The sequence below is a fragment of the Saprospiraceae bacterium genome (assembly GCA_016719615.1).
In the GTDB taxonomy this organism is placed as follows: Bacteria; Bacteroidota; Bacteroidia; order Chitinophagales; family Saprospiraceae; genus Vicinibacter.
This window is the reverse complement of record JADJYQ010000007.1, coordinates 397,717-412,369: the sequence shown is the minus strand read 5'-3', so window position 1 is coordinate 412,369 and position 14,653 is coordinate 397,717. Positions and strand designations below refer to the sequence as shown.

At 37.6% G+C, this 14,653-nt stretch carries 11 protein-coding genes; 10 read left to right on the top strand and 1 reads right to left on the bottom strand.

Translation table 11 applies throughout. The features are described 5' to 3' along the window. The first annotated feature begins 227 nt into the window (after nt 1–227). The 6 genes from IPM92_16355 to IPM92_16330 all read left to right on the top strand — a co-directional run bounded on the left by IPM92_16355 (nt 228) and on the right by IPM92_16330 (nt 8,790). A complete protein-coding gene (locus tag IPM92_16355; GenBank protein ID MBK9109894.1) occupies nt 228–1,748 on the top strand; it encodes a hypothetical protein in 1,521 nt (506 codons plus the stop codon). Nucleotides 1,749–1,750: 2 nt separating this feature from the next. After that, nucleotides 1,751–2,710, top strand: coding sequence for a T9SS type A sorting domain-containing protein (locus tag IPM92_16350; protein MBK9109893.1), 960 nt, complete (start codon nt 1,751–1,753; stop codon nt 2,708–2,710). 390 nt (nt 2,711–3,100) lie between these two features. After that, entirely contained in the window at nt 3,101–4,150 is a 1,050-nt protein-coding gene (recA, locus tag IPM92_16345; protein MBK9109892.1) for a recombinase RecA, read from the top strand. 286 nt (nt 4,151–4,436) lie between these two features. Then, nucleotides 4,437–6,848, top strand: a complete 2,412-nt coding sequence (locus IPM92_16340; GenBank protein ID MBK9109891.1) for a copper-translocating P-type ATPase — start codon at nt 4,437–4,439, stop codon at nt 6,846–6,848. Between the two features lie 271 nt (nt 6,849–7,119). Next, on the top strand, nt 7,120–8,004 hold the full coding sequence (locus IPM92_16335; protein ID MBK9109890.1) for a hypothetical protein: 885 nt from the start codon (nt 7,120–7,122) through the stop codon (nt 8,002–8,004). Between the two features lie 24 nt (nt 8,005–8,028). Further along, nucleotides 8,029–8,790, top strand: a complete 762-nt coding sequence (locus tag IPM92_16330) for a class I SAM-dependent methyltransferase (GenBank protein ID MBK9109889.1) — start codon at nt 8,029–8,031, stop codon at nt 8,788–8,790. 267 nt (nt 8,791–9,057) lie between these two features. Here the strand turns inward: IPM92_16330 and IPM92_16325 are convergent, their stop codons facing one another. Then, complete coding sequence (locus IPM92_16325; GenBank protein MBK9109888.1) at nt 9,058–9,261, bottom strand: hypothetical protein; 204 nt, start codon at nt 9,259–9,261, stop codon at nt 9,058–9,060. 39 nt (nt 9,262–9,300) lie between these two features. On the opposite strand from IPM92_16325, the gene IPM92_16320 reads away from it, so the two are divergent. From IPM92_16320 to IPM92_16305, 4 genes are all read left to right on the top strand, one after another. Beyond that, on the top strand, nt 9,301–9,975 hold the full coding sequence (locus tag IPM92_16320) for a hypothetical protein (protein ID MBK9109887.1): 675 nt from the start codon (nt 9,301–9,303) through the stop codon (nt 9,973–9,975). A 1-nt stretch (nt 9,976) separates the two neighbouring features. Beyond that, nucleotides 9,977–10,792: a 2,3,4,5-tetrahydropyridine-2,6-dicarboxylate N-succinyltransferase gene (locus tag IPM92_16315; GenBank protein MBK9109886.1), complete on the top strand. Its 816-nt coding sequence runs from the start codon at nt 9,977–9,979 to the stop codon at nt 10,790–10,792. 105 nt (nt 10,793–10,897) lie between these two features. Next, complete coding sequence (locus IPM92_16310) at nt 10,898–14,242, top strand: DUF4175 domain-containing protein (GenBank protein MBK9109885.1); 3,345 nt, start codon at nt 10,898–10,900, stop codon at nt 14,240–14,242. Beyond that, the gene (locus IPM92_16305; protein ID MBK9109884.1) at nt 14,239–14,634 is read left to right on the top strand and encodes an ATP-binding protein; all 396 of its coding nucleotides are present in this window, start codon (nt 14,239–14,241) and stop codon (nt 14,632–14,634) included. Before IPM92_16310 ends, IPM92_16305 begins: the two co-directional genes overlap by 4 nt. Nucleotides 14,635–14,653 lie beyond the last annotated feature (19 nt).

Sequence of the window (14,653 nt, the reverse complement as noted above, 5' to 3'; positions counted from 1 at the left end):
CCTTCTCCATGCCAGTGGAGAAGGGCCGGGGATGAGGTGCATTCAATAACCCACCCCACCCCACTCAATAAATCAATTTCCCCAATCAATAACTCGCACTTGCGCGTTCAGCGAAGTATCCTACCTTGGATTTTATTTCTTAACACCTAAAATAATTTACAATGAGACACACCCTTTACCTTATGGTAATAGTTATGAAGCTATGTACCCAAATAAATGCCCAACAAATGGATTACAACTGCGCATGGCAGGAAGATTTTACAAATCAACAAAGCAGCCAGGCAGTAACTTGTTTTGATGTCCAGGATATCATGGAAAATTGTACGCCAATTTACCTGAGATTGAATGTGCATTATTTTGTGGATGACGATTGTCAGGGAAAAATTCAACAGGAATTGTTCGAGCAGGACGAAGTATATAAGAATACCGAACGGATGATACAATTATTGAATAATGAGATCAAACACAATCAAAAACAGGTGCAAAGCAATTTGAAACAAGCGCCTTGTCTGCCTTTCAGATTTGTGTTGACAGGCGTTTATACACATTGTAAATCGCGGGCTGAAGCAGAATACAATATCATTAATTTAAACAGAGAATTTGGAGTTGACCGATCAAACACTATCAATTTTTATATAGCTCATTCTCCATTTGGTGCTTCCGGTATTGGATATTCATTAGATAATACGGGTGGGGCAGTCAGATTTAATCCAGAAATTTGGTGGACTCTAGGAAACCTGTATCATGAATTGGGTCATATATTTAGTTTGGGACATACTTTTAATTCAGATGATTGTGAAGATACACCTAGAATGATATTTTCTTGGGATAAAAATTGCAATGGGATTATTGAATGGAATTCAGATAAAAATAAGAATGAACAAAGTATAACTTGTTGGGGACAATTATTTCCGGGAACGCATCCCGGAGAACCCGGGTATTACGATGGAAACTTCAATCAAGTAGGCGACTGTGATGAAGCTCCGCCTTGCGCTCCAAGTCCTTGTTGTTTGGAAGAAAATATTGATAACAACGTGATGTCCTATTCTTCTAATAAATCTGCCATCACGCCATGTCAGTTGGAAAAAATGTTAAACTTCATCAACAACAATAAATGCGACTTAATAGAAAAAATCGGTGGCTGTCCGCCAACCAAGGCATTTATTAATCAACTGCCAAAAGATAAGGCAGATATATACAGATGTAATGAATGTTTAATGATGGAAGGTAGTTGGGATGAAGAATCCTTCGAATTAAAAATATTTGAAGAAATAAATAATGGTAAAATTCTAATTTATGATTCAGGTACCAGATTCGGAATTGCAGGGCGGTTTTGTTATAAAACGAGCAAGCTGTATCCGGGTTATGAATATTTGTTGAAGCCAAATACTACATATATAGCGGAGTTAAAAACATTTAATGAATGTTCGCAGGATTTTTATGCTTACAAATTCAGAACCAATGAAGCCACATGTGGTTCAGCTTCATTTGATGAATTGGAAATTTTGAATCATCCCGTAAATGGAGGTATTACTTTAAAGATCCAAAATCAAGATGAAACCGAAATATTTGCAGTTATCGCCAGAAATATAAGTACGGGATTAAATTATACCCTTTCTGATAAGCTGATGGTGCATAAGGGTAGCAATAATTTTGAATTTGATGCTCATGAAATACCTTTGGGTGTTTACAGGCTTTTTGTTCAAAACGATCATAAACTCTCTTTTTGTAATTTTGTAAAAATGTAATTATGAAAAATATTCTGTTCCTATTTCTAATGCCATTTTTAAATGATGGTCTTGGACAAAAAAATCCATTGTTTGAAACGCGTTTGTATTTTGAAGACCAGATGGGAAATAAAGACACCATTACTCTTGGCTTTGATACATCGGCCAATGAAATATTAAATCCGGAATTTGGAGAAGTAAATCTAACACATCCGTTTTCAGGAGATTTGGAAGTCAGGGCTGCACATCGAAGTATATTGGATCAGGCAGGATTTGAAGGTACCTTAAGCAAGCGCATCATTTCGAAAGCTGAAAGGCTCGAAAATTTTCCATATCCTGGATATACCTGTCATGAGAGTAGAAATATTATCCTTTTTGTGAAAGCGAATCACTTTCCTGTCAAGATTGTTTGGGATTCACTTGATTTTGTGAATAGTCAGGAATGCGTATATAACAGTTTTATAACGCCGGACTTTAATGCTGAGATCATAGATCCTTTGACTGCATGGATCCAGTTTCCGGGGAAGAGATTTGCCTGTATGAGAAGAGTAGAAGAATTCAGTATAAATCTCAACAATGATTATCGTCGGGGTTTTTTCCCAGCAGAATATACATACCGTATGATTAGGACTTTTAACGCTACCAGTGCGGATACTATTTATGGATTGAGTCTTTTCTTTACCTACGAAGCCAAAAAAAGTCCATGTATGTATGTGGTGAATAATGAGGCAACAAGACCTGAATTTAATGGAGGAAATATTTTTCCAAATCCTGTGCACGAAACCTTGCACCTGGAGATGAAACAACCATTAAATTTTGAACAGATCCAAATCGCAAATGCCGAAGGTCACATTTTGAAAACTATGCAAGAGGAAAACTTTGGTGGTAGTATTTCTGTAATGGATTTTCCAAAGGGGCTATATCATGTAATCATAAAAACTGAGGGAAGAGATAGACTTTTTTCTCGTTTTATCAAAATGTAGTTGAACTACCAGATAAATTAAAATGGCATTTGATATTTTTATAGCGGGGGTAAAAAAAAACCGCCCCAGTTAGTATTGGGGCGGTTTCCTAATCCCTAGAATAAAAATCTCATGAAGATGATTCCAAATTGATCGGTTATTGACGCACACCGGAGTTTGGAATTAACGAAGCATCTATTATTTTTCTTAAAACCTGAACAATAGTAATATGAATAAAACAAGAATCCAAATAAAAGGGCGAAAATTCAGGGTTTCCCCTGAGCATTTTCAGGGTTTACCCTGAGTCTTTTTAGCTGATTTGTGAGTCCTGAGAGATCCATAACATCGAGATATTTATACATTGAAATTCATTTAATACATTACATTTGCACTTATATAAATTTATTTAATATGTCTAAAGAAAGAGAAGAAAAACTAAAAGCACTGGCGCTTACGGTCGATAGGCTTGAAAAAACATATGGCAAAGGGAGCATTATGAAATTGGGAGACAAACCCATATTGGATAGTGTTGATTCTATTTCTACCGGTTCACTGGGGCTTGATATTGCATTAGGTATAGGTGGTTTGCCGCGTGGTAGAGTTGTTGAAATTTATGGTCCCGAAAGTTCAGGAAAAACGACTTTGGCAATTCACGCCATTTCAGAATGCCAGAAAAGAGGGGGAATCGCAGCTTTTATTGATGCAGAACATGCTTTCGACAGGGCATATGCAGAGGCCCTGGGAGTCAATACGGAAGATCTTCTGATCTCTCAACCGGACAATGGGGAGCAAGCCCTCGAAATCACTGAAAACCTGATTCGCTCCGGTGCTATTGATATCATTGTCATTGACTCTGTAGCGGCACTTGTGCCCAAAAGTGAAATAGAAGGAGAAATGGGTGAATCAAAAATGGGTCTCCAGGCCAGATTGATGAGTCAGGCACTTCGGAAATTAACCGGAACGATCGGAAGAACAGGCTGTTGTTGCATATTCATTAATCAGTTGAGAGAAAAAATCGGGGTGATGTTCGGAAATCCGGAAACAACTACTGGTGGAAATGCATTGAAATTTTATGCCAGTATCCGCCTAGACATCCGCCGCACTAGCAGTGCCATTAAAGATAAAGATGGAAACATTGTAGGAAACAGAGTCAAAGTAAAAGTCGTCAAAAACAAAATGGCACCTCCTTTTCGCGTCGCAGAATTTGATATCACCTACGGTGAGGGAATTTCAAAATCAGGGGAAATTGTGGATTTAGGCTCTGAACTAAATGTAATCCAGAAAAGTGGCTCTTGGTTTAGCTATGAAGGCACGAAAATTGCACAGGGCCGTGACTCAGCAAAACAATTTTTAGAAGACAATCCGGAACTTTCAGCTCAAATTGAAGAAAAAATAAAAGCCAAACTCGCCACTGGAAAAATGGTAAAAATCGAAGAAAGTGTCGAAGCCGGAGAGGCCTGATAAAATTTATAAAAACATGAAACAATGTGCAGAACATTTGTAAATTTGTTGTGAAGAAAACAAGAGGAAAGCAATAAAGGCGTTTTATTCATTGCTTTTTTCTCTAATTCCCATATATATATCCGAAATAGCGAGATGACAATGTAGTCTCGCTATTCTTTTTTTAAAGCCCACCCCAAGTTTTAAAGTTTTAAACCGCATAAAGACTTTTGACAAGACTAATGCTGAACTACATCATCTGCTTATTGTTTTATAAGAGGTTCAGTTATAACAAAGGGACGCCACAATGAAGCAATCTATCAAGCAAATTGATATTTACTGGAATTCTACAACAAATTCAAAGAGCAATGCTAAGATCGAGGATCTTTTGAAAGAATGGTCTTCGCAATTGAAATTTCAAAAGATTCATCATGGAATCCATCTTGAATCAGATGCCCTTTTCGAAATTTTACCTGATATCCTTTCGAAGTTGCAAAATGCAGCTTTCAAAATCCCGCTGTTGGAAAAACTTTACAAAGTCCAGGGAATGTCGTGTGCAAATTGTGCATTAAGTATCGAAGACATTCTGAAAGATCAAAAAGGCGTTATAAGTGCAGAAGTCAATTATGCAAATTCTGTTTTAAAATTGAGTTATTTGGAAAATTTAGTGAATTCCAATGTTCTCGAAAAATTAATATCAGATCATTCCTACCATTTGGAAGCCATACCCGATCATCCTATTACAGATTTTGATGTTGGCGAAGAAAGGCAGTTCCTGCAAAATCAAAAGCACAAAGCATTCTGGGCATTAATAATATGCGTGCCAATCGTTTGGTTGGGCATGATGCATATGCATTGGGTATATACTCCATGGATACTTTGGCTGCTTTCAACTCCGGTAATATTCTGGTTGGGCAGAGATTATTTTAAAAGAGCCTGGTTATTGGGCCGGCATGGTAAAGTGAACATGGATACACTGGTAGCCATGAGTTCGACCGTGGCATATTGCACTAGTGTAGCCTATTTGTTTAAAGCTGAAACAGAGCAGTTTGATTTGGAATTTAAACCAATTTATTTTGAGTCTGCTGCAGTTGTAATTGCCTTTTTATTGTTGGGGAAATGGCTGGAAGAAAAAACAAAAGCAAAGACGGGTATTGCGATTCGGAAACTGATGGAACTGCATCCTGCTACGGTTTTACGTGTAAATACTTCTGGAGGATTTGATGAAATCAAAAGTGCTGAGGCCAATGTTGGTGATTTGTTATTGGCACGTCCAGGCGATCGCATAGCAGTAGATGGAATTGTTGAATCCGGAAATTCGGCAGTTGATGAAAGTTTGATGACCGGAGAATCCATGCCACTCATAAAACAAATTGGAAATCGCGTGATGGGTGGTTCTCTCAATCTGGAAGGCAGTTTAACTTATAGAGCTCAAAAAGTAGGTCTTGAAACGCAATTGGCTCAAATGATACAATGGGTGCAAAAAGCACAAACGACTAAAGCCCCAGTTCAAAAACTTACAGATCAAATTGCTTCAGTGTTTGTACCTACTGTAATTTTTCTTGCCTTACTTTCATTTGTTATCTGGTATTTCATGGATCCTGTACAAGGATTGCAAAAGGGCATTCTTGCTTTAGTGACCGTACTTATCGTGGCTTGTCCATGTGCTTTGGGCTTAGCAACGCCAACTGCCGTTATTGTGGGTATGGGGAAAGCGGCTCAGCATGGAATCCTGATTCGGGATGCCGGTAGTTTAGAACAGGTAAAATCAATAGACACTTTGATATTTGATAAAACAGGCACACTCACACATGGAATTCCAAAACTAACAAACGTTCGTTGGTTTACGGACATTCCAGACCATCGTGAAATATTAAAAAGTATGGCAATCCGTTCAGATCATCCTCTTGCAAAAGCCATAGAAATTCCATCGGAGTCTGAGATGGAGCGTTTTCCTGATTTCTACAAGAACCATCCTGGCCTGGGTGTAGAAGCTGGTTTTAATAATATAAAATATTTTCTGGGGAGCCATAAATTTTTAAAACAACAAGCGCAACATCTGATTTCCGGTAAGCTCGAGATGATCACTGCTGTGGTAAATGCTCAAGAAAGTCTTGTTTATTTTTTTAATGAGGAAAATATTTTAGCTAGTCTTACTTTTAGAGATGAGATCAGAACGGGAATTCCAGGGATGATCCGGAATCTGAAAATTATGAATCTTTCTATTTGGATGCTTAGCGGTGACCGGAAATCTGTTGCTGAAAGTATTGCAAAAATAGCAGGTATCGATCGTTGGAAAGGAGAGCAAAGTCCGGCAGACAAATTGGAATTTGTGAAAAAGCTACAATCAGAAAAACATAAAGTTGCCATGGTTGGTGATGGTATCAACGATAGTCCTGCCCTTGCACAGGCAAATGTTAGTATAGCAATGGGCCTGGGTTCAGATATTGCAAAGGAAACATCTGATATCGTGATCGTTTCTTCAGAAGTCACTAAACTTCCAATGGCCATTGGGATTTCGAAGGCAACTTTACAGACCATTCGTCAAAATTTATTTTGGGCTTTTTTTTATAATATTATTGGGATACCTATTGCAGCAGGTTTGTTATATCCAATTTGGGGAATTTGGATGAATCCAATGATGGCAGGTATGGCAATGGCATTTAGCAGTGTAAGTGTAGTTTTGAATAGCCTAAGATTGCGTTATAAGTCCTTTTGAGTTTGAACTTTAGGATTTTTTCGTATATTTTAAGGCAACTGTATTTTTTGCAATTTAGTTTGGGCATTTATTAACTGTTGATACTTTATAAATCGCTCTGAAATTCCTGAAATTTGTTGGAACGAAATCTATGGTGATTCAAATAATATAACGCCGTGCCAAATGATACTTATGATCATCCCGTTTGTATAGAATGATCTTGTTTTAAATAATTTTATCCATCTGGTTTAATAGTTTTCATTAATTTTGAATCTAAGGCGATAAGGAGTACATGACATTTTTTAAAAAAGAAAAACAGTTTCAATCCTTTGTGTGGATTGATTTGGCGAACCCAAGTAAAACAGAGTTAAAAGATCTTGCATCACAGTACGGGCTTGACCTTAATCTGGTGAATGATAGTTTACAACATGGGCATCTTCCAAAGCTTGAAAAACTCGAGGGGTATACTTTTATTATCCTTCGCTCATTTACAGCTTTGGCAGGTGACCGGGTCACAAAACACAGTGAAATTTCAAACAAAATTGCTTTCTTTCTAAAGGAAAATCAGCTGATTACCATACACCGCAAGGAATTTCCTTTTTTGCAATTTGATAAATCCAATTATGAAGATCCACAGGAATTGTTTTTGGATATTGCAATAGAAATGGTTCATTCCTTTAATGCACCAATCAAAAATCAAGCCGAACGCATCGATCAGTTTGAAAGAACATTATTCTTGAAAAAATCAGCGCACATCTCATTGGAAGATCTTTATTTTCAAAAAATTCGGGCCCGGATTGGAAGAAAATTATTGCTTTTAACGCAAAATGTTTTTCAACAGTTGGAAATTCATCAGGAATATCAAACCAGATTTCAGGATATTAAAGATACACTCACAAATTCTATACTTAATTATGATGAGATTATTGATGATTCGCATAATTTATTAAATATGTATTTGTCGATTACGACACAGCGTAGTAATGATGTCATGAAATTACTGACGATTTTTTCTGCATTCTTTTTACCACTCACATTTATAGTAGGTGTTTATGGAATGAATTTTAAACATATGCCTGAATTAAACTGGTCCATGGGATATTATTATAGTCTGGCAATTATGGCGCTCGTGAGCCTTATCATATATTTCTGGTTTAAGAGAAAAAAAATTCTCTGAAGTAAACAATATGAGTAATTATCAATGAGTCCAAAAGATTTGTTCAGTCAAACTTCCGAAAGTTATGCTCAACATCGGCCACTTTATCCTAAAGAGTTGTATGAATGGGTTTACAGTAAATGTAAGAATTTTGAACTCGCCTGGGATTGTGCAACAGGTAATGGGCAGGTGGCCCGAAAATTAGGCGAGAAATTTAGTAAGGTTATTGCAACGGACTTAAGTGCACAGCAACTACAACGGGCACCATCTTTTGAAAATGTGCAGTACTTATGCGAATCTGCAGAATCAAGTTCTTTGGCAACGCAGTCTTGTGACCTTATCACAGTGGCTCAGGCCATACATTGGTTTGATTTTAATAAGTTTTATCATCAGGTTTCTCGTGTGCTTAAACCAAATGGCATTCTCGCTGTGTGGGTTTATGAAAATATTTGCATCAATGAAGAAATAGATAAATTATTATATGGGCTTTATGAAAACACATTAGGCCCATATTGGGATCCTGCCAGAAAACTTATAGAAGAGAAACTCACATCGATCCCTTTTCCATTCGAAGAAATTGACTGTCCTGTTTTTGAAATCCGAGATACCTGGAATCGCGATCGTTTTTTAGGTTATTTAAGCTCCTGGTCTGCACTTCATAAGTATGAAAAATACATTGGACATTCTCCATTGCCGGCATTTAAAACGCAACTAGAAAAAATCTGGCCGGATCAGGAAAATTGCGAAGTGAGGTTTCCGGTTTATATCAGAATGGGAAAAATCAGGAAAGTTTACAGTAATCAGTAATCAGTTTTCAGTTGATTGGATTTTACACTTTGGTTTTGAGCAATTTGGCTATATTATTGTAAAGTAGCTTTTCCAATTTATATTATGAACGGACGAACGTTAGTTAGTATCAGTAAAATTGAGATCTATCAAATATTCAGCAATATACCGTTTATAGCCAATCCGTCTGATACACATGTTCGATCTAAGCTCCATCATATATACTCCTCCCGACATCATCATCACCTTTTTAGGGAATAAGATTTTCATGTCGGGACTCCATACTCCTTAATCTATCATCTGTCCTCCATCTTTTCCCATTTTTAAATTGCGAATGGAAACATTTGATAAAATGAAAAAAGTTGCGTTGGCAAAAGGCTTCGATGATAATTTGAAAGGGGAAGTCAAATCAAATCGTTTGATGATAAGGAGTTTTATGGAACTTTTGATTTTCGGTAAATAATATCTCCTGATTTGAGGCCACTTATCCATAGGAATCATTGAATTACTTACCTTTGGCCAACCATGCAAATGCAATCCATCCTAAGGCCACTGGCCTTGTTTAGTTCCTATATTTTTCATCCTATTTTTCTACTCTTTTATGCTTTGTTTTTATTGCTATGTCTGAAACCACATCTATTTGGTGTTTTGGTTTGGTCTGAGCAGTCTATTTTGGTAGTACTCACTTTTATCTATACGGTCTTCATCCCTTCCATTGCAATTGGACTTATGAAATGGACCGGATTGTTAAAATCATTTAGTATGACTGATCGTTTTGATCGGTTTATACCCTTGATTATATGTGCGATATTTAATTTATGGCTGTGGATCAACCTGAAATCCCAGGAAAATATACCTAAATTAATGACGGCTTTTGTGTTGAGTGCCATTATCTGTATTTTCTTTGCATTTGTGATCAACACGAAACTGAAATTGAGTTTACACACTGCTTCATGGGCATCTTTCTGCTGCTTGTGGTGGATGGTCCGCTTTCATTTTCCGGAGGATTCAATTTTCTATTTCCGATTTTACAGAGAAGGCGTATCTTCTTTTCATATTCATGAGCTTTTGATGATTTCTGTGCTGCTTGCTGCATGGATTGGAAGTTGCAGACTTTATTTGAAGGCTCATACCAGAGATGAAATATATATTGGTTATATTGTTGGCATTATTTCCACTATACTTGCATTTTCATATACATTTTAAGATGGAACATTTAAAAAAGAGCGTTGAAGCTGCATGGGATGACCGCAGTTTGTTGAATGAGAAAGAAATAAAGGAGCATATCCAGGAAGTTATATCCTTATTGGATAGTGGGAGGATTAGGGTTGCCGAACCCGGTGAAGATAAATGGCGCGTCAATGAATGGATTAAGAAAGCGATATTGCTTTTTTTCCCCATTAGCGAGAATCGGATCATTAAAGCTGGAGACCTCGAATTTTTTGATAAAATACCCACAAAAACCAATTTTGGCCAATTGGGTATCAGGGCTGTTCCACATGCCATTGCTCGTTACGGATCGTATATTGAACCGGGCGCGATCCTCATGCCAAGTTATGTGAACATCGGGGCATGGGTAGGCTCAGGTACAATGGTAGACACCTGGGCAACTGTCGGCTCTTGTGCACAAATCGGACGAAATGTTCATTTGGCAGGAGGCGTAGGCATAGGCGGAGTTCTTGAACCTCCGCAGGCACAACCAAATATTATCGAAGACAATGCTTTCATTGGATCCCGCTGCATCATCGTAGAAGGAGCCATAATTGGTCGGGAAGCTGTTTTAGGTGCTAATGTGGTGATTACGGGTTCAACACATATTTTGGATGTAACTAAAGAACAAGCCGTTAAGTATCAAGGCTTTGTACCACCAAGATCCGTCGTGATTCCGGGCTCTTATACCAAAAAATATCCTGCAGGTGATTATCAGGTGCCCTGCGCATTGATCATTGGTGAGCGCAAAGAATCAACAGACAAAAAGGTTTCGCTCAATGATGCTTTGCGCGAATACAATATTTCTGCTTAAACCAAGCACTTGGATTTGTTGTTTTAACTTAAGTTTATTGATTTCACTCTATATTGCTGAAATTATTTTCGGCTATTTTGCGTTTTTATTAGTTGAACAGTTTGTATGGCACCAAAGGAAAATTATTACGACCAGTTAATTCTTAAAATTGACCAATTTACCCGTAAGTATTACATGAATCAATTGATTCGGGGCAGTCTTTACTTTGTGGGTTTATTAACTCTTGTATTCCTGGCTTACAATTTTTTGGAGAGTCAATTCTATTTTAGTAAAAGTGTAAGAGCAATTCTTTCATTTTCCTACCTGGGGTTATTTATGGCCGGTTTGGTTTTTTGGATTTTGACACCACTTTTTCATTATTTCAGATTGGGTAAATTGATCTCACACGAAGAAGCTGCCAAAATCATTGGTAGCCAATTCAAAGATGTAAAGGACAAGCTGCTCAATGTACTTCAACTGAAGTCTCAATCCATTAATTTTTCAGATCGCAGTTTAATTGAAGCGAGTATTGCCCAGAAATCTTACGATCTACAACCGGTTCCTTTTGTTCAAGCCATAGACTTACAAAAAAACCGCAAATACATGCATTATGCAATCGGACCTGTTTTTCTATTAGCTTCTATATTGGTATTTGCTCCCGGGTTTATTCAAAAACCCACTCAACGACTCCTTCAGTTGGATAAAGATTTTGAAAAAGAAGCAGCATTTAAATTTGTGTTGGATGTACCTGATTTAAAAGTGGAACAGAACGGAGAATTTACACTTCGTTTGCACACCGAAGGTCGCGCCATTCCCGCAGAAGCGTTTATTGAGGTGGATAATTTTCAGTATCGTTTACAGAAGGAAGGCCCGGAACAATTTGTATATACCTTCAGTAATGTACAAAAAGATCAGACCTTCAAAATATTTTCGGGCAATGTGCAGTCGGATGAGTTTTTGTTACAAGTGCTGATGAAACCTTTGGTTGAACAATTTGAGGTGAGTCTGACTTACCCTGCTTATACAGGACGCAAACCTGAAAAAATAGAGAACATTGGTGACCTTTTGATTCCAACAGGAACCAAAGTGTCCTGGGAAATCCATACAAGTTTTACAGATCAATTGTCTTTTAAAACCGAAAGTGACCAGCACATATCAGCATTGGAATTACAAAATGAAAACCAATTCAGATATACCAGGAAATTCTCCAAAAACGAATCCTACACTTTGTATTTAAAAAACCAACAATTGCCAGATCCGGATTCTGTAACGTACCAGATACATATCATCGAAGATCAATATCCACAAATCAAGGTCGAATCTTTTGCGGATAGCTCCAATTGGAAAGTACAATACTTTGCAGGAGATGCAAGCGATGATTATGGAATCAAAACTTTGACTTTTAACTACACCATATTGCAAAAAGACGGGAAGGAAAAATTGATTAAATCTGTACCCATTCAAACAACTTCTGAAGCTAAACTTCAGGATTTCAGATATGTTTTTGATGCAAATAATTTCAATCTGGAACCCGGAGAATCTATCAGTTATTATTTTGAAGTTTGGGATAATGATGCAGTTAATGGGAGTAAATCAGCACGCAGCCAGATACAGTTGTATAAAGAAGCTTCGGAAGAAGAACTTGCTAAACAAGAGGCCAGCAATAACCAGGACATAAAAGACAATCTGGAAGATGCCTTGAAGGACATTAAGAAATTGCAGGAACGGATTGATGCTTTTAAAAATAAAATGCGTCAAAAAAAGGACCTGGAGTGGCAGCATAAAAAAGAAATAGAAAAGCTGATGCAGGATCAGCAGAAGCTGCAGAATAAACTCGATGAGGCCAGGAAAAAATTTGATGAGAATTTAAAAAAACAGACCAACGAAGACGAAAAATTACAGGAAAAACAAGAGCAACTTCAGAAGTTGTTTAATGAAACTGCAAGTGAGGAAATGAAACAAATCATGAAACAGATTCAGGATCTGATGAGTGAATTGAACAAAGAGCAAACGCTTAAAATGACGGAGCAATTCCAGAATAAAAATATGGATATGTCTAAAGAAATGGAGCGATTGCTGGAATTGTTCAAACAATTGGAATTGGAGAAGAACCTCAAAGATCAAATCAATGAGTTGCGCAAACTTTCTGATAAACAAGATGCACTTTCAGAACAAACCCAAAAGGAAGAAGCAAAGGAAGATGGGCTGAAAGATCAGCAAGAAGATATCAATAAAAAATTTGATGATCTTGCTAAAAAGCAGGAAGAGATGCAAAAGAAGAATGAGGAGATGAAATCGCAGCGCAAAATGGAAGATCGCAAAGCGCAGAGTGAAGACATTAAAAAAGATCTAAAGGGCGCATCTGAAGAAATGAAAAATAAGGATGCAGGTAAATCCGGAAAGAGCAAGGCGGCGAAAAAACAAAAGGATGCTTCTAAAAAGATGAAAGAAATGGCTGATCAAATGGAGCAGGAAATGGAGGAGTCCGATCAGGAACAAGCGGAAGAAGATGCCAAAATGTTGCGCCAATTGTTGGAGAATTTAGTAGCCTTGTCATTTGAGCAGGAAGGCCTGGTGAAAGAGTTTGGACAGGTGAATGTGCAGACGCCAAAATTTCTGGGTTTGGTCCAGGATCAATTTAGAATCAAAGAAAATTTTAAAATTGTAGAAGATACACTTGAAGTTTTGAGTAAAAGAATTGTTGAGATTCAATCTTTTGTTCAGGATAAGGTCAATGAGATCAATGCTAATTTTGTATCGGGGATTGATCACCTGGAAGAGCGCAGAAGTGCAGAAGCCGGAAACAATCAGCGAAGAGTAATGACCAATATGAACGATCTGGCACTCATGCTGTCTGAAACTTTAAATCAAAAGCAAAAAGAGTGTAAAGGGGGTTCATGTAAAAAACCAGGCAATAAATCTTGCGATAAACCCGGACAAAGTTCAGGCCGTAAACCGGCTGACAAGATCACAGAAGGCATGAAAAAAATGGGTCAGGGAATGAAAGATCAATTGGGGAAGATGAAGGAAGGAAAACAAGGGACTTCTCAGGAGTTTGCGGAAATGGCAGCACAGCAAGCTAAACTGCGTAAAATGTTGCAGGATTTGGACAAAGAAAACAGTGAACGCGGAAATGGTTCTAAAGAAGCGCGCGAGGCGATAGAGGAAATGAATAAGCTCGAAAAGCAGTTGGTCAATAAACAATTAACCAATGAAATGCTCAAAAGGCAAGAGGAAATTACCACGAGGCTGCTAGAATCTGATCGCGCAGAACGCGAAAGGGAATGGGATGAACAAAGAAAATCTGAAACTGGTACGAATATTGAACGTAAGTTTCCGCCCGGTCTGGAAGAATATATCAAACAAAGACAGGGAGAGACAGAATGGTTCAAACAAATATCACCGGAATTGCGGCCTTTTTACAAACGGCTGGTAGAGCAATATTATCAAAGCCTCAAAAAGCAGGGATGATCCGCATTGCTTCAGTACCGGCTAATATTTGTCAGGTAGAAGAATACCTGCACACCATTTTTAACGAATACCATTTAGACAAAAGTCTATATCCGAATATTCTGGTGTCGATTACTGAAGCCGTAAATAATGCCATATTACACGGTAACAAATCCGATTGTAATAAATTTGTAAGTCTGAAAATGACACGGATGAAAAAGCATATCTGCTTTAAAATTTCTGACGAGGGACAAGGTTTTGATCCGGCTTCCATTCCGGATCCAACACTGCCTGAAAATATTCATCAATGTGGCGGAAGAGGCGTTTTCCTCATGCAACGCTTATCTGATCGCGTTATTTTTTCAGATAATGGTCGTACGGTAGAGATCAAATTTGCAATTCAGACATCATAAATATCAATTAGTCATACAT